A 19,510-nucleotide genomic window follows, 5' to 3' on the forward strand; every position below is an offset into this window, starting at 1 on the left:
CCGCCCAGCGTCACCGAGTCGTGCGTCGACGTGTCGTACATCACCGCATCGGCGAGCTGGCCGGTGATGTTCGTGACATTGCCCTGCAGGTCGCTGATGTCGGTCGAGTTCTGCGTGACCTGCTGGTTGGTCGCGAACAGTTCCGAGCCATTCACCGCGTCGGTCGACGAAGCCGTCAGTTGGCCTGCCGCAACGTTCGTGATCGTGCGCTCCTTGCCTGGCGAACCCACCGAGATCGTGCTCTTCGCGTTCGTGCCGGCGAAGGTGTAGCCAGTGCCGCCGATCGTCGCGCCCGACGTGTTCACCACGGCTGCTGTGGTCGTACCCGTGCCCAGCGCCACGTCGTTTGCATTGGTCGCGACGGCCAACGTGCCTATTGCCACGGAGCCATCGCCGACTGACGTCGAGCCGCTGCCGACGGCGACCGAGGTGGCGCCGGTCGAAGTCGTCAATACGCCCATCGCCACCGACCCGTAGCCCAACGCGGCGTTGTAACTGCCCATTGCGGCAGAGAAATCGCCACTTGCCACTGTCTTGTAACCCAGAGCGCTGCTGGCATCGCCGGCTGCCGTTGCGAGCGAACCCACCACGGTTCCAAACGCGCCCGTAGCGGTGGCACCGAAGCCAACCACGCCCGCATTCTGGCCACTGGCGAGCGTGTATTGGCCGATTGCCATTGTTCCTGCGCCTGTTGCACTGGCATTGGCGCCGATCGCAAGGTTGTACTGCCGGAGAGAGCGACCATCCTGTGCAATCAGATTCGTATTTGAAGTATCAGCCGCATAAGCGTTCGAGCCAATCGCAAGGTTTGAGTCAATGCCACTGTCATTCGGCGCGGTAGCGCCACTCCCGCCAGCGATATACGCGTGCGCCTGGCTGGCAGCCCCCAACGCCGCGATGGCAATCGCCACCGCCCTCACGTTGCCCTTACCCCTGCGCTTGCCTTTGGCGTTTTCCGCCGCTGCAACCCATGTTCTTGTGGTCTCGTTCCAGACTGATTTGTATGTCCTGTTCATTCCTAGCCCTGGTGAATTCCGGGAGTGCCGACCGCGTGATACCCATGGGCGTCACAACCCGATGCGTGCTGCAATCTGCCGGCCATTTCCTTCAATAAAGAAAATCAACTGGCCCATTAAAGCCAACGATCTGCGTCGAACACGCCATGACTCGATTATTTCGATAGCTCAGAAAATGCTTACAGGCCGATCGGAGCCATATGCGATGACAGCAGCAACTTTATGGACTCGAAATCACAGGGAGAATAAGAGAACTCTTAAAGCAAAAGGCGCCATGCGATAAGGCTGAGGCGCACAATCAACAAGGAAGATAGCCGCAGCCAGAAGGCGTACACGACGCTCTCGAAGGTCGAGACAAGGACATAAGAATCAAAAGTAAATTTCCGCGTTTTCCCTCAATCACACAGAAACTTATTACAAAAAATAAACCTTAATTCAACACCAATAATATCCCCCCACGCCTTTTCTAAAAAAATCCTACGTATCCGGCCCAATTGCATTAAGAATTGTCAGAATTTTTTCGGCAAATATTAAAAGACCGCAGCAACGGGGCGGCCCGCTGTTCTCGACGACTTTCTCGACGATAAGTTATTCGAAGTATTTCCGGAGGAGATCGACTATCGCTTCACTGACGTGTTCGTGAAACAGGAGGACGGCTGGCGTGTTGCGGCGGCCCGCATGCGCCGCGAGACAACGGGCACCATCTGACGGCGCCCGCGCAGGGGAAAAGCTGGAATACGCGCCGCAGTAGCGGCGTCAATGGGTCAGTGGGTCAGAACGGCTTGATGACAGCCAGCGCCACCGCAGCCAGCATGCCGAGCACGGGAAGCTCGTTGAACATGCGGTACCACTTGTCGGTGCGGCGGTTTTCGCCGCGCTCGAAGGTCTTGAGCAAATGTCCGCAGTACGCGTGATAGACGATGAGCAGCACCACCACGCCCACTTTCGCGTGGATCCAGCCCTGGCCGCGCCCAATGCCCACCACGAGCCACAGCCACAGTCCGCATAGCAGCGCGGGCACGGCGATCATCGTCATGAAGCGGTAGAGCTTGCGCGCCATGATGAGCAGACGCTTGACGGCCGCAGGCTCGGTTTCCATCGCGAGATTCACGAAGATGCGCGGCAGGTAGAACAGTCCCGCGAACCACGAGGCGATGAGCACGATGTGAAACGTCTTGACCCAGAGCATCGACATTATTTTTTTCTTCTTCGTGAGCGATTGTGCAACGAGGCGGCGCGCGACGCCGTGCGCCGCCTCGCGCGGTTCGTGACTATTGACGGCCTTCGCCGTGGCCGAGCACCACGTACTTCAGCGAGGTCAGCCCTTCCAGGCCGACCGGGCCGCGCGCATGCAGCTTGTCGTTCGAAATGCCGATCTCCGCACCGAGGCCGAACTCGAAACCGTCGGCAAAGCGCGTCGAGGCGTTCACCATCACGCTTGCCGAGTCGACTTCGCGCAGGAAGCGCATCGCACGGTCGTGGTCTTCGGTGACGATCGCATCGGTGTGGTGCGAGCCGTAGGCGTTGATGTGCTCGATCGCGTCGTCGAGCGTGTCGACCACCTTCACTGCCAGCACGGGCGCGAGGTACTCGGTGCGCCAGTCCTCTTCGGTCGCATCCACCAGCGGAGCTACGCCCGCGTCGGCGAGAATCGAGCGCGCCGCAGCATCGACGCGCAGTTCCACTTCCTTCTCGCGATACAGGCGGCCAAGCGGCGGCAGCACATCGTGCGCAATGCCGCGCGCCACGAGCAGCGTCTCCATCGTGTTGCAGGTGCCGTAGCGGTGCGTCTTGGCGTTGTCGCACACGGTGAGCGCCTTCGCGAGATCGGCGCGGTCGTCCACGTACACATGGCAGATGCCGTCGAGGTGCTTGATCATCGGCACGCGCGCCTCGGCCATCAGGCGCTCGATCAGGCTCTTGCCGCCGCGCGGCACGATCACGTCCACGAATTCCGTCATCGTGATGAGCTTGCCCACGGCCGCGCGGTCGGCGGTCTCGACCACCTGCACCGCGTCCTGCGGCAATCCTGCCGCGGCCAGCCCTTCGCCAATCAGCTTCGCGAGCGCCGTATTGCATTCGAGCGCCTCGGAGCCGCCGCGCAGAATCGTCGCGTTGCCCGACTTCAGGCACAGCGCCGCCGCGTCGATCGTCACGTTCGGCCGCGACTCGTAGATGATGCCGATCACGCCGAGCGGCACGCGCATCTGCCCCACCTGAATGCCGCTCGGGCGGAACTTGAGGTTGCTGATCTCGCCGATCGGGTCGGGCAGCGCCATGACCTGGCGCAGGCCTTCCACCATCGTCTTGAGCGCCTTGTCCGACAGCGTCAGGCGGTCGATGAACGCCGCGTCGTGGCCCTTCTCCTTCGCGCGCGCGAGGTCGCGTGCGTTCGCATCCTTCAATTGCTGCGCGTCGCGCTCGATGGCTTGCGCCACCGCTTCGAGCGCCGCGTTCTTCGCAGCCGTCGAGGCCCGTGCCATCGCGCGCGAAGCGTTGCGGGCGCGGCGGCCGAGGTCGGTCATGTACTGGTCGATATTCATGGTGTCTTTCGTCATGCGGCGCGTGAGGCGCAGCCAGATTTGCTGCCCAAGCGCGGTTCGATTCAAAGCGGTTCAGGCCGATTTTAAGGCCAGCCGCCAAGGTTTGCTGGACGTGGCCGGGCGGCCCGGCGGGTGCGCCGGCCGCGCGGTGGGCACATGGCAGGCGCGCCGACGTGCCGGTTCAGGCAAGTGCGAAACGCTTTAGCCTTGCCGGCGCAACGGCCCCGCGGTGCGCGGTCGGGCCGCGGCTGGGCCAGTTGGCTGAGCACCCGGCTGCGCGCAGCCCGGCGCCGCCGCGCCGCGCGCACCGGCGGCGCCACGCGCCTGCGGTGCGCCGTCGCGAGGCGCGGCCACGGTCATGGCGAGTTCGAACAGGCCATCCCAGGCATCGGGCGGCAGCGCATTGCGCCAGTCGGCGCGCGATTGACCCGAAAGCCCCTTGACCTGGCGGTCGAGCCGCGCCGCGAGCGCAAGACCGCGCTCCAGCGCCGCTTCGCTCAGGCGCGACAGCGCCGGCCCGATGAGCCGCTCGCGCGGCCCCCAGACGCGGTTCTCGCGCAGGAGCATGGCGAGCGGCTTGCCCGCGGCCACACCGCGCTTGATGCGCAACAGCGTGCGAATTTCCTCGACCACGGCCCACAGCACCAGCACCGAAGCCTCGCCTTCGCCCTGCAGCCCGTCGAGCATGCGCGCGAGACGGCCGACGTCGCCCGTGAGCATGGCTTCGTTGAGCTTGAATACGTCGTAGCGCGCGACGTTGAGCACGGCGTCGTGAATCTGCTCGAAGCTCAGCACGCCTTGCGGATACAGTAGCCCGAGCTTCTGGATTTCCTGATGCGCCGCCAGCAGGTTGCCTTCCACGCGCTCCGCCACGAATTGCAGCGCGCGCCGGCCGTCCTCGCCGGGCGCCACGCGCTGGCCTTGCAGCGCCAGACGCTGGCCGATCCAGTTCGGCAGCGCCGCGCGCTCGACCGGGTCGATCTTCAGCGCGACACCGCTCTCGGCCAGCGCCGTGAACCACGCAGACTTCTGCGTGGCGGCGTCGAGCCGAGGCAGCGTAACGAGCATCAGCACGTCCGGATTCGAGGCAGCGGCGAGCGTCTTGAGCGCGTCCGCGCCTTCCTTGCCGGGCTTGCCCGATGGAATGCGCAACTCGACCAGCTGGCGATCCCCAAACAGCGACATCGACTGGCTCGCGCCGAGCAGCGAGCTCCAGTCGAAGCCGCGCTCGACGGTGAACACCGAGCGGTCGGTAAAGCCCGCCGCGCGCGCCGCCGCGCGGATGCGGTCGCACGCCTCCTGGGCAAGCAGGTGTTCGTCGCCGTAGACGACGTACAGGCCGGCCAGCCCTCTCGCGAGGTGCGGTTCGAGTGCGTCAGGTCGCAGTTGCATGGCGCTCGGTCAAAGATCGCTCAGTAGATGGAAACCACGCGCATTACAGCGGCGGCGGCGGCAGCGGTGCGCGCGGCGCGACACCCGGCACGACCTGATCGGGCGTCGGGTTGATCGTTTTGAGCACGGCAAGGCGCCGCATGAGCTGGTCGACAGCGTCGTTCTGCATGTCGGTGAACAGCAGATCGGCTTCCTGCGTCTTGGCGGTCGCGAACTGATCGCTGTACGTCATCGCGCGGTTCAGCGAAATCACGCTCGGCTGGATCAGCATGGTGCCGTCCGGTTTCATCAGCGCGTAGTTCAGCGAATAGTTGACCTGATATTCCACGACCGCGCCGAGCGAATTGAGCGTGAGCGTGCTGAAGCTACGACCTTCGGAAACGCGCAGCACGGCGTCGGCATTGGCCACCGAGTCGACCACCACCGAATCGCTGCCGCCTTCGACCATACGCGAGAGGCGCCCGACGAGCGGCGGCGGCGCGCCGACCACGGCGAGGCGCTTGAAGGCGAAGTTCTGCTCGCCGCGCAGCTGGAAGCCGCACGCCGAGAGGGCCAGCGCGCTGCCCGCGACGAGCGGGAACAACCTGAGAAACGATCTGCGAATCACATGGACTCCCTGGGTTCGCGACAGAGTCGCCGGTGTCGGCTGAGCGGCGCCGCGCGGTGCTTCGCGCGCTACGCCGCTCACATGGCCTTGGTTTGCCTCGTCAGACGACGACGTTCACGAGGCGGCCCGGCACGACGATGATCTTCTTCGGTGCGCGGCCTTCCGCGAACTTGACGAACATCTCGTGCGCGAGGGCGGCCGCTTCGATCGCGTCCTTCGGTGCGTCCTTGGCCACCGTCACGGCGCCGCGCACCTTGCCGTTCACCTGCAGCACGAGTTCGATCTCGGCCTGCTCGAGCGCCTTTTCGTCGACCTTCGGCCACGGTGCATCGAGCAGCGTGCCGTATTCGTCGCCGTAGCCGAGCGCCTTCCAGAGTTCGAACGCGATATGCGGCACGACCGGATACAGCACGCGCAGCAGCACGCCGAACGTTTCGCGCTGCACGCCCGCACCGGCACCCTTGGCGCCGTCGATGGCGTTGAGCATCTTCATCGCCGCCGAGACGACGGTGTTGTACTGCAGGCGCTGATAGTCGAAGTCGGCCTGCTTGAGCACGCTATAAACTTCGCGGCGCAGCGCCTTTTCGACGTCCGTGAGCGCGGCCGCGTCGAACGAGGCACGCGACTGGATCGCTTCGGCATTCGCGTGGCCGAAGGCCCACACGCGGCGCAGGAAGCGGCTCGCGCCTTCCACACCCGCGCCCGACCATTCGAGCTGCTGCTCGGGGGGCGCCGCGAACATCGTGAACAGACGCGCCGTGTCTGCGCCGTACTGGTCGATCAGCACCTGCGGGTCGACGCCGTTGTTCTTCGACTTCGACATCTTCTCCACGCCGCCCAGCACCACCGCCTGGCCGTCGCTATTGAGCGTCGCGCCAATCGGGCGGCCCTTGTCGTCGTGCGTGACGGTCACGTCGGCCGGGTTGTACCAGGTCTTCTTGCCCGCAGCGTCTTCGCGGTAGAACGTTTCGTTGAGCACCATGCCCTGCGTGAGCAGGTTCTTCGCCGGCTCGCCGAACTTCACGAGGCCGAGGTCGCGCGAGACCTTCGCCCAGAAGCGCGAGTACAAGAGGTGAAGAATGGCGTGCTCGATGCCGCCGATGTACTGGTCCATCGGCATCCAGTAGTCGGTGCGCTCGTCGACCATGTTCACGGCATCCGGCGCGGCGTAGCGGTAGAAGTACCACGACGAGTCGACAAAGGTGTCCATCGTGTCGGTTTCGCGCTTCGCGTCGGCGCCGCAGCTCGGGCACTTGCAGTTCAGGAAGGCTTCCGACTTCGCGAGCGGGTTGCCCGTGCCGTCCGGCACGAGGTCTTCCGGCAGCACGACCGGCAGGTCCTTTTCGGGCACCGGCACGTCGCCGCAGCTCGGGCAGTGGATGATCGGGATCGGCGTGCCCCAGTAGCGCTGGCGCGAAATGCCCCAGTCGCGCAGGCGCCACGTGACCTGCTTGTCGCCGAGGTCGAGCGCCTTCAGGTCGGCCGCGACGGCGTCCACGGCCGCCGTGTAGGCGAGGCCGTCGTACCTGCCACTGTTCACACAGACGGCGCGTTCCTTGTCGCCGTACCATTCCTGCCAGCCGTCGAGCGAGTACGTCTCGCCTTCTGCGGCGATGACCTGCTTGATCGGCAGGTTGTACTTCTGCGCGAACGCGAAATCGCGCTCGTCGTGGCCCGGCACGCCCATCACGGCGCCTTCGCCATAGCTCATGAGCACGTAATTGCCGATCCACACCGGCACCTGCTCGTGCGTGAGCGGGTGCGTGACGGTAAAGCCCGTGGGCACGCCCTTCTTTTCCATCGTCGCGACGTCGGCTTCCGCCACGCCGCCGCGCTTGCATTCGTCGATGAACGCCTGCAGCTCCGGCTTGCCTTGCGCGAGACGCGTGGCGAGCGGATGCTCGGCCGCGATCGCCGCAAAGGTCACGCCCATGATCGTGTCGGCGCGCGTGGTGAACACGCGCAGCAGCTTCTTCTCGCCGTCCAGCTCGTACGGGAAGCCGAAGTTCACGCCGAAGCTCTTGCCGATCCAGTTCTGCTGCATGATCTTGACGCGCTCGGGCCAACCGAGGCCGTCGAGGTCGTTCAGCAGTTCGTCGGCGTACTGCGTGATGCGCAGGTAGTACATCGGGATTTCGCGCTTTTCCACGAGTGCGCCCGAGCGCCAGCCGCGCCCGTCGATCACCTGTTCGTTGGCGAGCACGGTCTGATCGACCGGATCCCAGTTCACCGTGCCGGTCTTCTTGTAGGCGATGCCCTTCTCGAGCATCTTCAGGAAGAACCACTGGTTCCACCTGTAGTAGTCGGGCTTGCAGGTGGCGATCTCACGCGACCAGTCGATGGCGAGACCCATCGACTGCATCTGGCCCTTCATGTACTCGATATTGTCGTACGTCCACCTGGCCGGCGGCACGCTGTTGGCCATCGCGGCGTTTTCGGCGGGCATGCCGAACGCGTCCCAGCCCATCGGCATCAGCGTGTTGTAGCCGTTCATGCGCAGGTAACGGTACATCACGTCGTTGATCGTGTAGTTCCGCACGTGGCCCATGTGCAGCTTGCCCGACGGATACGGCAGCATCGAGACGCAGTAGAACTTGGGCTTGTCGGCCTTCTCGGCCGTCCGGTAAGCGTCGGTGGCGCGCCATTCGCCTTGCGCGGCGGATTCGACGTCGGAGGGAACGTATTTTTCGAGCATGGTGTGGATGGTGAACGCTGGAAACGGGCGGCTGCTTCGGTACCTTCGGTGCCGGATGCACCGGGCCGGCCGTTCACGATACCGGCAGATTGCGGCGGTTTCGCGGGGCCCGTTTTTAAAGGAAACGTTGATTATACCGTTGACTGGCGCGCGCTCAGCGGCGTGCGCAGTGGCGTCTTCAGTGAGCGCCGGCGGGCGGCTCGGTCACGAAGCCGAGGCGCGTGAGACCGGCCTGCTGCGCGGCGCCCATCACCTGGGCGATCACGTCGTAGCGCGTTTCGCGCGCGGCGCGCAGCTGCAGCTCGGGCTGCTGCGACTCGGGCTGTTTGCCCGCCGCCGTGAAGCGCGCGCGCAGCTCGTCCAGCGTGATGGGCTGGGCGTTCCAGTAGAGCTTGCCGGCGGCGTCGATGGAGAGCGTGACGGTCTGCGCCGTTTGCTGCGCGGGCTCGGCGGCGACCTTCGGCAAATCGAGCCGGATCGCGTGCGAGAAGAGCGGCGCCGTGATGATGAAGATGACGAGCAGCACGAGCATGACGTCGATGAGCGGCGTCATGTTGATTTCCGACATCGGTGCCGTATCGCGCTTCTTTTCGAGTCCGCCGAATGCCATAGGCGTTGCCTCCTACGACTCGGCGCGCGCGCCTTCGCGCATCGCGCCCTGCGCACCACCTTCGCGGCGCAGCGGCGCGCCTTCGGGCGCGCAGGCATAGGCGTGCAGGTCGTGGGCGAAGCCGTCGAGATCGTCGCAGAGCTGGCGCACGAGGCGGCCCAGCACGTTGTAGGCGAGCACCGCCGGAATCGCGACGACGAGACCGAAGGCCGTCATGATGAGCGCCTCGCCCACCGGGCCGGCCACGTTCTCGATCATCGCCTGGCCGCTTGCGGCAATGCTGCCGAGCGCGTGATAGATGCCCCAGACGGTGCCGAGCAGACCGACGAACGGCGCCGTGCTGCCCACCGAGGCGAGCAGGACCTGGCCGAACTCGAGGCGCCGCTGCGACGCCTGCAGCGCGCCGCGCAGCGCCCGCAGCACACGCTCGCCGCGGTCCACGCGCGCGAGCATCATACCGGGCGCGTCGGCCTCCTCGGCGGCGAGCGCCGCCTGAGCCAGCGGCAGAAATACGCGCTCGCGGTCGACCGGACGCATGGCGGCAACGCCGTCTGCGAGGGTGCGCGCCTGCCAGAAGCGCGCAATGGCGCGCGGCCCCTGGCGCTTCGCGCGCAGCAGGATCCAGCTCTTGATGATGAGGAAACACCAGCTCGCGACCGACATGGCGAGCAATACCCACGCAACCGCGTGGGTGACCGCGTCGCCCGTCTGCAGATAGTGAATGACTCCGGAACTCGCTGCCATCGGACCTCGCTCACTGTCGGTCCGGCACAGACGCCGGACCGTAGGGGGAACGCTCAGCGCAGGCCGAGCACGTCCTGCATATCGTACAGGCCAGTGGCCTTGTCCTGCAGAAAGCGCGCGGCGCGCACGCTGCCCTGCGCATAGGAAAGGCGGCTCGAGGACTTGTGCGTGATCTCGATGCGCTCGCCGATACCCGCGAACAGCACCGTATGATCGCCGACGATATCGCCGCCGCGAATCGCCGAAAACCCGATCGTCGAGGGGTCGCGCTCGCCCGTCACGCCTTCGCGGCCGTACACGGCGCAGTCGTCGAGATTGCGGCCGAGCGCGTGCGCCACGGCCTCTCCCATCGCAAGCGCGGTGCCCGAGGGCGCGTCGACCTTGTGGCGATGGTGCGCCTCGATGATCTCGATGTCGTATCCGGTCTCGAAAAAGCGCGCCGCATATTCGAGCAGCTTGAGCGTGACGTTTACGCCCACACTCATGTTGGCCGCGAACACGACGCCGACCTTCTGCGCGGCCGCGCCGAGCTGGGCCTTTTGCTGCGCGTCGAAACCGGTCGTGCCGATCACCATCTTCACGCCGTGGCGCTGCGCCGCCTCGAGGTGCACGAGCGTGCCTTCTGGGCGCGTGAAGTCGATCAGGCAGTCGCTTTGCGCGAAGACCTGCTCGATGTCGTCGGTGATGCGCACGCCGGTGTCCTTGCCGAGGAACGCGCCGGCGTCCTGGCCGATGGCGGCCGAGCCCTTGCGAACGAGCGCGCCGGAGAGCGTGACGTCGGGCGAATTCAGGACGGTTTCGATGAGCATGCGGCCCATGCGGCCCGATGCCCCGGCGATTGCGATTTTCATGAATCTTCCTGCCAATGTGTCGCTGGCCGCGGTGCCGGATGCCGCCAGGCGCCACGCAGCGCCGCCGCCAAAAAACGCGGCGGCCGGTGGTAGTGACACCCCGGCCGCCGGATCGAAGCGTGGCGCGCCTCGCGCACCACGCCCTGCTTGTGTTACCGGCTGGGTGAGCCGGATCAGTTGCTCGGAGCTGCAGCCGCTCCCGAGGCCGGCACCGTGGGCGGCGCGGCGAGCGACGAATCCCGTGCGGGGCCCGACGGCGCCGCATTGGTGTCGCCGGTGCCTTGCGCGCCGGCGGTCGGGCCAACCGGATTGGTCTGCGGCACGCCCTGGATTTGCGGCTGCGGCTGACGATGCAGCTGAACCTGCGAGGGCATCGTGCCGACGTTCTGCGGCAGCGCCGACGACTGCGGATTGCCCGCGCGCACCGACGGCGTCAGACCCGTTGGCGTTTGCACGGCTTCCGTGGCGCGGTTCGCGGCGGCGGCCGCCTGTGCGTTGGCGTCCTGCGGCAGCGCGTTGGTGGCGGTGCCGAGTTCGGACGACGGCGTGCGCGCCGTGTCGCCAACCGTCGGGCCGGTCGCGCCCGATGCTTGCGCAGGCGCGCTCGCTGCAGCCGCCACCGCCGCCGAAGCGCCCGATGCCGGCGCAGCCGCGACGGCCTTCTTGCCGCTGCGGTCGCCGTCGATTTCGGCGAGCAGCTCGAGGTTCGAGGGCAGGTCTTCGCCACCCGACCAGCTCGCTACGCGGTCGCCTTCGAACAGCACGACGAAGTCACGCTGCTGGACCACGGCGGTCGAGCCGCGCTTGAAATAGAAGATGTAGTCCCAGCGGTTGGCGTGGAACATGTCGGTGAGGAGCGGCGTGCCGAGCAGCTGCTTGACCTCGGCGCGCGACATGCCCACCTTCATCTGCGCCGCGGCTTCCGCCGAGACGAAATTGCCTTGCACGATGGTAATGCGGTAAGGCGTAATGCTCTGGGCGACGCGCTGCGTCACGCTGTCGTATGTTTTACAGCCGGCGAGCGCGGCGAACGCGGCCGCAGCCAGCAGGGTGCACGCCAGGCGGCCGCCGTGCATGCGCCGGCCGATCGTTGTGAATTCTGGAATCATTTCCCTCACCGTGCGGGCTTTTCGCGAAGCCGCGCGTATTCTGTAGAAGATCGTTCGAAGTTCTGGCGAAAATGCCCGGAACGGCAAAAACGCATTAACATAACAACCTAGCATTGTACTCCAGGGACTTATCGTCATGACCAATCCAACCGATCTCAAGAACATCGGCCTCAAGGCGACGCTGCCTCGCCTCAAGATCCTGGAGATTTTTCAGCACAGCCCCGTGCGCCATCTGACTGCCGAAGACGTCTACCGCAACCTGCTGAACGAGGAGCTCGACATCGGCCTCGCCACGGTCTACCGGGTCCTCACGCAGTTCGAGCAGGCCGGATTGCTCACGCGCAGCAACTTCGAATCGGGCAAGGCGGTGTTCGAGCTGAACGAGGGGAGTCACCACGACCACCTCGTGTGCCTCGACTGCGGCATCGTTGAAGAATTTTTCGACCCCGAAATCGAAAAGCGCCAGCAGATGATCGCCACGGAGCGCGGCTTCAAGCTCCAGGAGCACGCCCTCGCCCTGTACGGCGCCTGCACCAAGGAAAACTGCCCGCACCGCAAGCACTGACCACCGCTTGCGGTTTGCAGGCTGCAGAAATGGAAACGCCACGGCAGATCTGCCGTGGCGTTTTCGTTTGGTGAGCCCGTGTTTGGGAAAAACGGGCCGGACCTCAGGCGGGCACGAGCGGCGTGTCGGCTTGCGCGAGCCGCCAGGGCCGCGCGAGCGCGATCTCGTCGCAGTTCGGCTGCGTGCCGCCGCGGTCGATCACCACGAAGTCGCTCACGCGCCCGAACGCGAGCAGCGGGTGATGCCAGACGCCTTTGGCGTAATTGACGCCCTGCCCGTGCCCCGCCCAGAACGCCCGCAGCCCGGCCGGATCGAACTCGCCCGCGGGCGCGACCACCACCGCGTAGCCCGCGTCGCCGAGCGGCACGAACGCCTGGCTGCCTAGCGGATGCCGCTCCATCATCGCGATCTCGACGGGCCACGCACGCGGCTGGGCGCGAAACACGCTGACGATGGGCCGGCCGCCCGCCTCGTTCACGTCGATGGCGGCGAGATCGTGAAAGCGCTCGGTCGTGCCGCCGTTGATCGGAAAGTGGCGCGCGCCTTCGAGTTCGATGACGTCGCCGAACGGCGCGAACGCCTCGCGCGTCAAGGGTTCCATGTGCAGGATCTGCATCGCGGCTCCTTGCTTAAGCCAGTTCGCCCCACAGGCGCAGGCGCGAGACGCCGCCGTCCGGGAAGATGTTGAAACGCACGTGCGTGACCGGGCCGAGCGCCGCGATGCCGCTCTCGAACACGTGCTGCTTGTCCATCTCGAGCTTCTGCTCGCCGAGCAGTTCCGGCCAGAACATGGCCTGGGTGACGAGCGAGTCGTCGGTGCCGCCCGTCACGCTCGCCGCCTGCAGCGAGCAGCGGTCCGGGTAGTTGCCCTTGAAGTGCGCCGTGTCGACTTCGATCTTGCGGATGATGCCGGGCCGCGCAAGCGCCACGATCGCCCAGTCATTGCCGGGTTCGCGGCGGCGGCGCGTTTCCCAGCCGTCGCCCATGTTCACGCCGCGGCCAGGCATCAGGATCGTGGAAGCGAGCCCGAAGTGCTGGTTGTTGGCCGCGACCAGATAAGCGCCGTTTTCGATCGCCGCGAGATCGATGAGGCTGCCGCGCTCCACCGTGCTCCAGTCGCGCCGGGGCTGACCGTACACGCGCAGACGCGCGAGGCCGCCGTCGGGATAGAGATTCACGCGCAGATGCGTGAACGCGCGCGTCTCGCTCACTTCGACGTAGTGGTGCTGGTTGCCCTGCAAGGTCGTCGCCGGGACGATGGTCTGCCAGTCGGCGTTGTCACCGGGCGTTTCGTCGTCGCCCGACTGCGCGTAGCACGCCTCGATCGAAGCCGCCGGCGGAAAGTTGCCTGTGAAGTGGCTCGTATCGAGATCCAGGCCGTAAATCACGCCCGGTCGCGCGAGGCGCACGATGCAGAAGTCGTGGCCCGTCGTGCGCTTGCGGCGCGTTTCCCAGCCATCCATCCACTTGCCGTGGTCGTCGTACTTGCCGGGGATGAAGACCGCGGGCTGCGGATCGAGCATGCGCTCCTTCGGCGCGAAGAACTCGTCGCTCGCGTGGAGCGCGCGGGCGCCCAGACGCGGATCGGCGAGGTTCATGTAACGGCGCGTGAAGGCGGGGGCGTTGGGGTCGAGAGTCGGAATGGCCATGATGGTGTCGTTCGCCTGGGTTGGTCAGTTGATCGAAGAAAAACGTCTGTAGATGCGGTGTGAAAGTTCAGGCGTGCGCGTGTTTGCCGCCGAGTGCACCGTCTTCGCCATGCGCGGTGGCTGCGTCGCTGTCGCCTGCCGGCACGTAGAGAAAGCCTTCGTCGAGGTTCAGAACGCGCCCGGCGCGCGCCTTGTCGATGTCGCGCTCCCACACCGCGACCACCACCGTCGCAACGCAGTTGCCGATCAGGTTGGTGAGCGCCCGGGCGATGCCGACGAACCAGTCCACCGGCAGGATCAGCACGAGGCCGAGCACGGGAATCGCGGGAATGGCGGAGAGCGTGGCGGCGAGAATCACGATCGCCGAGCCGGGAATGCCGTGCGCGCCCTTCGAGGTGATGAGCGACACCAGCACGACCACGATGAGGTCGTGCATCGACAGCGGCGTGTTGGTTGCCTGCGCGATGAAGATCACGGCGAGCGTGAGGTAGATGGAAAAGCCGTCGAGGTTGAACGAGTAGCCCGTCGGGATCACGAGACCCACCGTGGAATCCTTCACGCCCATCCATTCGAGCTTGCGCATGATCTGCGGCAGCACGGCGTCGGACGACGCGGTGCCGAGCACGATCGAGAGTTCTTCGCGCAGGTAACGGATCAGCTTGAACACGTTGAAGCCCGCCAGCCGCATGACGATGCCGAGCACGACCGCAACGAACACGATGCAGCTCGCGTAGAACACGATCACGAGCAGCCCGAGCTGCTTGAGCGAAGCGACGCCGTACGTACCGGTCGTGAACGCAATCGCGCCGAGCACGCCGAGCGGCGCGAGCTTGATGATGAAGCCCATCACGCGGAAGAACACCTGCGAGAGTTCGTCGATCAGGCTGTTCACGCGCTGCGCCTTCGGGCCGAGCAGCGAGAGCGCGCTGCCGAACAGCACCGAGAACACGAGGATTTGCAGGATGTCGCCCTTCGCGAAGGCGTCGAAGGCGGTGTCGGGAATGATCTTCAGCAAGAAGCCCGCGGTGTCCTTCAGGCTCTTGGCGTGCTCGGTGTAGGTCGCGAGCGACGCGGCATCGAGCGAGTGCAGATCCACGTTCATGCCGGCGCCCGGACGCGTGACATACGCGAGCACGGCGCCGATCACGAGCGCGACGGTGGTCATTGCCTCGAAGTACACCACCGACTTCAGGCCGACGCGGCCCACCTTCTTCAGGTCGCCCGCGTGCGCCATGCCGCTCACGACCACGCAGAACACGATCGGCCCGATCACCATCTTGATGAGCTTGAGAAAGCCGTCGCCGAGCGGGCGCAGCGACTGGGCGAAATGGGGAAATACCGCGCCTACGACGATGCCCAGCACGAGGGCGATCGCTACGCGACCAAACAGCGAATTGAAGAACTTCGTCACGACTGTCTCCTTTGTCGATGGGACCCGGCGCTTCAGCGCCTCGTCCCATCCCATGCAAAACCATGAAGGGAAGCAACTGTTCTGACTGGTCTGACCAGCACTGTTATGGCGGATAGTAGGAAGCCGATATACCGGAGTCAAGGTTGGGAAGCGCGGTGTTTACCCTTGCGCGGTCTGACCAGTTTGCGGGCCAGAGCGCCACGCCTTATCCCGCGGCACGAGGGCGTTGACGCGATGCACCATGCGGGTGCGCAGGACAGGACTACAATACCGGTCAGACCACGCGAATGCTGCCCGCGCCACTTCATGAAGAACGTTCCGCACACCGTCACCGACGCCGCCACCGCCACGATCCGCGAACGGATCGAGGGCGGCCTGTATCCGGTCGGCAGCCTGCTGCCCGCGCAGCGGCAGCTTTCCGAGGAGCTGGCGATCAGCCGCGCGTCGCTGCGTGAAGCGCTCTCGACGCTCGAAGCGCTCGGCATGCTGTCGATCCGGGCGGGCAAGGGTGTGTACGTGACGAGCGCGCAGGCCACCAACGCTCACCCGTGGCGTTTCGCCGATCAGTCGTCGCTGCCCGACACCTACCAGATGCGCTACGCGCTCGAAGGCTTCGCCGCGCGCATGGCGGCGCTCGCCATCGGCGACGCCGACGTCGCGTGGCTCGAGGCGAACACCGAGGCCCTGCATGGCGCCCTCGCCTGCGACGAACTCGACGAAGCCGCGCAGCTCGACTTCGAGTTCCACATGCGCATCGTCAATCTCGCGGGCAATGCGGCGATCGAATCGATCCTGCGCAGCAGCGCCGACATCATGAAAGAGAGCCAGCGCATGCCGTTCTACCGGCGCGAGCGCGTGCTCTCCACGCATCGCGAGCACGGCCTGATCGTGGTGGCGCTAAAGGCGCGCGACTCGGCGGCGGCCGGCGAGGCGATCGAGGCGCACATCGCCAATGCGGCGCAGCGCGCGGGCGTGTACTTCCCCACGCCGCCCGCATTCGCAGCCGCCTCCCAGAGCGCCGTCGAAAAATAAGGACGCAAAAAAACCGCCCCGATGTGACTCGGGGCGGTTTCTTCATGCAGCGTCGAGCGTGCTTACTTCGCGTTCGCGAAAGCCACAGCCGTGTCCAGCATGCGGTTCGAGAAGCCCCACTCGTTGTCGTACCAGCTCGACACCTTCACGAGACGGCCCGAGACCTTCGTGAGCGTGGCGTCGAACGTCGACGATGCCGGATTGTGGTTGAAGTCGATCGACACCAGCGGTGCGTCGTTGTAGCCCAGGATGCCCTTGAGCGCGCCTTCCGACGCTTCCTTCATGATGGCGTTGACTTCTTCGACCGTCGTGTCGCGCTTGGCGATAAACGACAGGTCGACGATCGACACGTTGATGGTCGGGACGCGGATCGCGTAGCCGTCCAGCTTGCCGTTCAGCTCCGGCAGCACGAGGCCGACAGCCGAAGCCGCGCCCGTCTTCGTCGGGATCTGGCTATGCGTGGCCGAGCGCGCGCGGCGCAGGTCTTCGTGGTACACGTCGGTCAGCACCTGGTCGTTCGTGTACGCGTGGATCGTCGTCATCAGGCCGGTTTCGAGGCCGATCTTGTCGTTCAGCGGCTTGACGAGCGGTGCCAGGCAGTTGGTCGTGCACGATGCGTTCGAGATGACCGTGTGTTCGGCCTTCAGCACGTTGTGGTTCACGCCGTAGACGATGGTCGCGTCGACGTCCTTGCCGCCCGGCGCCGAGATGATGACCTTCTTCGCGCCGCCCTTCAGGTGCGCGCTGGCCTTTTCCTTGGTCGTGAAGAAGCCCGTGCACTCCATCACGACGTCGACGCCCAGCTCGCCCCACGGCAGTTCGGCCGGGTTGCGGTTGGCCAGCACGCGGATACGGTCGCCGTTCACGACGAGGTAGTCGCCGTCGACCTTCACTTCGCCGGGGAACTTGCCGTGTGCCGTGTCGTATTGCGTCAGATGCGCGTTGGTCTTCGCGTCACCCAGGTCATTGATCGCAACGATCTGGATGTCGTGCTTCTTGCCGTTCTCGTAGAACGCGCGAAGCGTGTTACGGCCGATGCGGCCGTAGCCATTGATAGCGACGCGAATGGTCATGGTTTATCTCCTAAGGGCTGAAAAATTCTGAAACCAGTGCTGCGCTGGCGCCGACGCGAGGCTGGGGCGGCCCGGCGGGGCGCTCAAGGCAGCGGGCCCGCCAGATCTTGCCGATCAGGCGGGCCCGTTACGCATGCTTAGTTGTCGAGCGCGGCCTTGGCCGTCGCGACGACATGATCGACCGTGAAGCCGAAGTGCTTGAACAGCACGCCAGCCGGGGCCGATTCGCCGAACGTGTCGATGCCGACCACGCCGCCTTCGAGGCCCACGTACTTGCGCCAGAAGTCGGTCACGCCGGCTTCGATCGCGACGCGGCGCACGCCCCTGGGCAGCACGCGCTCGCGGTATTCGGCGTCCTGCTTGTCGAACACGTTGGTCGACGGCATGGACACCACGCGGGCGCCGATGCCTTCGCGCTGCAGCGCTTCGACGGCCTTCATCGCCAGTTCGACTTCCGAGCCCGTGGCGATCAGGATGATCTTGCGGCTCGGGATGTCGTCGTTCCAGTCCTTGAGGACGTAGCCGCCCTTGGCGATGTTCGCGATCTGGGCGTCCGTGCGCTCGTTGAACTGCAGGTTCTGACGGCTGAAGATCAGCGACGACGGGCCGTGATGCGCGATCGACTCGGTCCAGGCCACCGCGGTTTCCACGGTGTCGGCCGGGCGCCAGAGCGTCATGTTCGGGATCAGGCGCAGGCTTGCGACCTGTTCGATCGACTGGTGCGTCGGGCCGTCTTCGCCGAGACCGATCGAGTCGTGCGTGAACACGAAGATCGACGGGCACTTCATCAGCGCGGCCACGCGCAGCGCGTTGCGGCTGTAGTCCGAGAACGTGAGGAACGTGCCGCCGAACGCCTTGTAGCCGCCGTGCAGGTTGAGGCCGTTGAGCGCCGCGCTCATGCCGAACTCGCGCACGCCGTAGTTGATGTGGTTGCCCCACTGGATGCCGGTCTCGCCTTCCTTGGCGGCGCGCACGGGCTTCGAAGCCTTCCAGTTGGTGAGGTTCGAGCCGGTCAGGTCGGCCGAGCCGCCCAGCAGTTCGGGCAGGGCCGCGGCGAGGCCTTCGATGGCCTGCTGCGACGCCTTGCGCGTGGCGACCGTTTCCTTGCGCGAATCGGCGCCCGCGACGATAGCGGCGGCCTTCTGCGCCCAGTCGGCGGGCAGCTTGTGGGCCATGCGGCGCTCGAACTCGGCGGCTTCGGTCGGGTACTTCGACTTGTACGCGGCGAACTGCTCGTTCCATGCGGCTTCGAACTTCGCACCGGCGTCCTTCGCGTCCCAGTCTGCGTAGACTTCCTGCGGCAGCGTGAACGGCTCCCACTTCCAGCCCGCGGCTTCGCGCCACTTGGCGATTTCTTCGGCGCCGAGCGCCGCGCCGTGCACGTCGTGGCCGCCCTGCTTGGTGGGCGCGCCCTTGCCGATGATGGTCTTGCAGCAGATCAGCGTGGGCTTGTCCGAGGCCTTGGCCTTCTGGATGGCCGCGTCGACCGCGTCCACGTCATGGCCGTCCACGTGCGGGATCACGTTCCAGCCGTAGGCTTCGAAGCGTTCCGGCGTGTTGTCGTGGAACCAGTTGACCACGTCGCCGTCGATCGAGATGCCGTTGTCGTCATACAGCGCGATCAGCTTGTTCAGCTTGAGCGTGCCGGCGAGCGAGCAGGCTTCGTGCGAGATGCCTTCCATCAGGCAGCCGTCGCCGAGGAACACATAGGTGTGGTGATCGACGATCTTCGCGTCGGCCTTGTTGAACTCCGCGGCGAGCAGCGCTTCGGCCAGCGCCATGCCGACCGAGTTCGCCAGACCCTGGCCGAGCGGGCCCGTGGTCGTCTCGACGCCCGGCGTGATGCCGAACTCGGGGTGACCCGGCGTCTTCGAGTGCAGCTGACGGAAGTTCTTCAGTTCCGCCATCGGCAGGTCGTAGCCCGTCAGGTGCAGCAGCGAGTACAGCAGCATCGAGCCGTGGCCGTTCGACAGCACGAAGCGATCGCGGTCGCTCCAGAGCGGGTTCGTCGGGTTATGGCGCAGATGGCGCGACCACAGCGCAACGGCGATCTCGGCCATGCCCATGGGCATGCCGGGGTGACCGGAGTTCGCTTGCTGAACGGCGTCCATGGACAGCGCACGAATGGCGTTGGCCATCAACTGGGTGGTAGCGGGGGAGGCGGAGGACGAGGTCGTCATGTCGAGTCCGGAAGTGTGCAAAAAGCGGCGTGG

Annotated in this window: 17 protein-coding genes; 2 read left to right on the plus strand and 15 right to left on the minus strand. The window is 65.6% G+C overall.

Features of this window, described 5'->3' with window-relative positions; genetic code table 11:
* From AB4Y44_RS00005 to AB4Y44_RS00050, 10 genes are all read right to left on the minus strand, one after another.
* Positions 1-1,016: ESPR-type extended signal peptide-containing protein (locus AB4Y44_RS00005; RefSeq protein ID WP_368698374.1), on the minus strand; the 1,016-nt coding region annotated here is incomplete at its 3' end.
* A gap of 772 nt (positions 1,017-1,788) precedes the next feature.
* Positions 1,789-2,211 carry a CopD family protein gene (locus tag AB4Y44_RS00010; RefSeq protein WP_342919381.1) on the minus strand — a complete coding sequence of 141 codons (423 nt, stop codon included), beginning with the start codon at positions 2,209-2,211 and terminating at the stop codon, positions 1,789-1,791.
* A 76-nt stretch (positions 2,212-2,287) separates the two neighbouring features.
* Positions 2,288-3,559: a glutamate-5-semialdehyde dehydrogenase gene (locus tag AB4Y44_RS00015; RefSeq protein ID WP_368698545.1), complete on the minus strand. Its 1,272-nt coding sequence runs from the start codon at positions 3,557-3,559 to the stop codon at positions 2,288-2,290.
* Positions 3,560-3,760: 201 nt separating this feature from the next.
* On the minus strand, positions 3,761-4,951 hold the full coding sequence (holA, locus tag AB4Y44_RS00020; protein WP_368698375.1) for a DNA polymerase III subunit delta: 1,191 nt from the start codon (positions 4,949-4,951) through the stop codon (positions 3,761-3,763).
* 43 nt (positions 4,952-4,994) lie between these two features.
* Positions 4,995-5,558: an LPS assembly lipoprotein LptE gene (gene lptE / locus AB4Y44_RS00025; protein ID WP_342919383.1), complete on the minus strand. Its 564-nt coding sequence runs from the start codon at positions 5,556-5,558 to the stop codon at positions 4,995-4,997.
* A 100-nt stretch (positions 5,559-5,658) separates the two neighbouring features.
* Entirely contained in the window at positions 5,659-8,253 is a 2,595-nt protein-coding gene (leuS, locus tag AB4Y44_RS00030) for a leucine--tRNA ligase (RefSeq protein ID WP_368698376.1), read from the minus strand.
* A 178-nt stretch (positions 8,254-8,431) separates the two neighbouring features.
* Positions 8,432-8,863 (minus strand): biopolymer transporter ExbD, encoded by a 432-nt coding sequence (locus AB4Y44_RS00035; RefSeq protein ID WP_324162301.1) that lies wholly within the window; start codon positions 8,861-8,863, stop codon positions 8,432-8,434.
* 12 nt (positions 8,864-8,875) lie between these two features.
* Entirely contained in the window at positions 8,876-9,607 is a 732-nt protein-coding gene (locus AB4Y44_RS00040) for a MotA/TolQ/ExbB proton channel family protein (protein ID WP_342919385.1), read from the minus strand.
* A gap of 53 nt (positions 9,608-9,660) precedes the next feature.
* Positions 9,661-10,458 carry a 4-hydroxy-tetrahydrodipicolinate reductase gene (dapB, locus tag AB4Y44_RS00045; protein ID WP_368698377.1) on the minus strand — a complete coding sequence of 266 codons (798 nt, stop codon included), beginning with the start codon at positions 10,456-10,458 and terminating at the stop codon, positions 9,661-9,663.
* A 173-nt stretch (positions 10,459-10,631) separates the two neighbouring features.
* A complete protein-coding gene (locus tag AB4Y44_RS00050; protein ID WP_368698378.1) occupies positions 10,632-11,567 on the minus strand; it encodes an outer membrane protein assembly factor BamE in 936 nt (311 codons plus the stop codon).
* A gap of 136 nt (positions 11,568-11,703) precedes the next feature.
* Here AB4Y44_RS00050 and fur point away from each other — a divergent pair, with 136 nt between their 5' ends.
* Positions 11,704-12,132 (plus strand): ferric iron uptake transcriptional regulator, encoded by a 429-nt coding sequence (fur, locus tag AB4Y44_RS00055; RefSeq protein WP_069268417.1) that lies wholly within the window; start codon positions 11,704-11,706, stop codon positions 12,130-12,132.
* A 103-nt stretch (positions 12,133-12,235) separates the two neighbouring features.
* Here fur and AB4Y44_RS00060 read toward each other — a convergent pair whose 3' ends face one another.
* The 3 genes from AB4Y44_RS00060 to AB4Y44_RS00070 form a co-directional block, all read right to left on the minus strand.
* Positions 12,236-12,748, minus strand: coding sequence for an ureidoglycolate lyase (locus AB4Y44_RS00060; protein ID WP_368698379.1), 513 nt, complete (start codon positions 12,746-12,748; stop codon positions 12,236-12,238).
* Between the two features lie 13 nt (positions 12,749-12,761).
* Entirely contained in the window at positions 12,762-13,781 is a 1,020-nt protein-coding gene (gene alc / locus AB4Y44_RS00065) for an allantoicase (protein ID WP_368698380.1), read from the minus strand.
* 67 nt (positions 13,782-13,848) lie between these two features.
* The gene (locus tag AB4Y44_RS00070) at positions 13,849-15,192 is read right to left on the minus strand and encodes a C4-dicarboxylate transporter DctA (RefSeq protein WP_368698381.1); all 1,344 of its coding nucleotides are present in this window, start codon (positions 15,190-15,192) and stop codon (positions 13,849-13,851) included.
* Between the two features lie 306 nt (positions 15,193-15,498).
* Between AB4Y44_RS00070 and AB4Y44_RS00075 the strand changes: the two genes are divergently transcribed.
* Positions 15,499-16,224: a FadR/GntR family transcriptional regulator gene (locus AB4Y44_RS00075; protein WP_368698382.1), complete on the plus strand. Its 726-nt coding sequence runs from the start codon at positions 15,499-15,501 to the stop codon at positions 16,222-16,224.
* A gap of 62 nt (positions 16,225-16,286) precedes the next feature.
* Here the strand turns inward: AB4Y44_RS00075 and gap are convergent, their stop codons facing one another.
* Both gap and tkt read right to left on the minus strand, forming a co-directional pair.
* Positions 16,287-17,297 (minus strand): type I glyceraldehyde-3-phosphate dehydrogenase, encoded by a 1,011-nt coding sequence (gene gap, locus AB4Y44_RS00080; RefSeq protein ID WP_368692587.1) that lies wholly within the window; start codon positions 17,295-17,297, stop codon positions 16,287-16,289.
* Between the two features lie 137 nt (positions 17,298-17,434).
* Positions 17,435-19,477, minus strand: a complete 2,043-nt coding sequence (gene tkt, locus AB4Y44_RS00085; protein ID WP_342919393.1) for a transketolase — start codon at positions 19,475-19,477, stop codon at positions 17,435-17,437.
* Positions 19,478-19,510 lie beyond the last annotated feature (33 nt).

This window comes from Paraburkholderia sp. BR10937, assembly GCF_040965695.1.
GTDB lineage: Bacteria > Pseudomonadota > Gammaproteobacteria > Burkholderiales > Burkholderiaceae > Paraburkholderia.

Coding starts and splice junctions, on each gene's coding strand:
- AB4Y44_RS00010 (WP_342919381.1), bottom strand. CDS start 2,211: ATGTCGATGCTCTGGGTCAAGACGTTTCACATCGTGCTCATCGCCTCG.
- AB4Y44_RS00015 (WP_368698545.1), bottom strand. CDS start 3,559: ATGAATATCGACCAGTACATGACCGACCTCGGCCGCCGCGCCCGCAAC.
- holA (WP_368698375.1), bottom strand. CDS start 4,951: ATGCAACTGCGACCTGACGCACTCGAACCGCACCTCGCGAGAGGGCTG.
- leuS (WP_368698376.1), bottom strand. CDS start 8,253: ATGCTCGAAAAATACGTTCCCTCCGACGTCGAATCCGCCGCGCAAGGC.
- AB4Y44_RS00035 (WP_324162301.1), bottom strand. CDS start 8,863: ATGGCATTCGGCGGACTCGAAAAGAAGCGCGATACGGCACCGATGTCG.
- AB4Y44_RS00040 (WP_342919385.1), bottom strand. CDS start 9,607: ATGGCAGCGAGTTCCGGAGTCATTCACTATCTGCAGACGGGCGACGCG.
- dapB (WP_368698377.1), bottom strand. CDS start 10,458: ATGAAAATCGCAATCGCCGGGGCATCGGGCCGCATGGGCCGCATGCTC.
- AB4Y44_RS00050 (WP_368698378.1), bottom strand. CDS start 11,567: ATGATTCCAGAATTCACAACGATCGGCCGGCGCATGCACGGCGGCCGC.
- fur (WP_069268417.1), top strand. CDS start 11,704: ATGACCAATCCAACCGATCTCAAGAACATCGGCCTCAAGGCGACGCTG.
- AB4Y44_RS00060 (WP_368698379.1), bottom strand. CDS start 12,748: ATGCAGATCCTGCACATGGAACCCTTGACGCGCGAGGCGTTCGCGCCG.
- alc (WP_368698380.1), bottom strand. CDS start 13,781: ATGGCCATTCCGACTCTCGACCCCAACGCCCCCGCCTTCACGCGCCGT.
- AB4Y44_RS00075 (WP_368698382.1), top strand. CDS start 15,499: ATGAAGAACGTTCCGCACACCGTCACCGACGCCGCCACCGCCACGATC.
- gap (WP_368692587.1), bottom strand. CDS start 17,297: ATGACCATTCGCGTCGCTATCAATGGCTACGGCCGCATCGGCCGTAAC.
- tkt (WP_342919393.1), bottom strand. CDS start 19,477: ATGACGACCTCGTCCTCCGCCTCCCCCGCTACCACCCAGTTGATGGCC.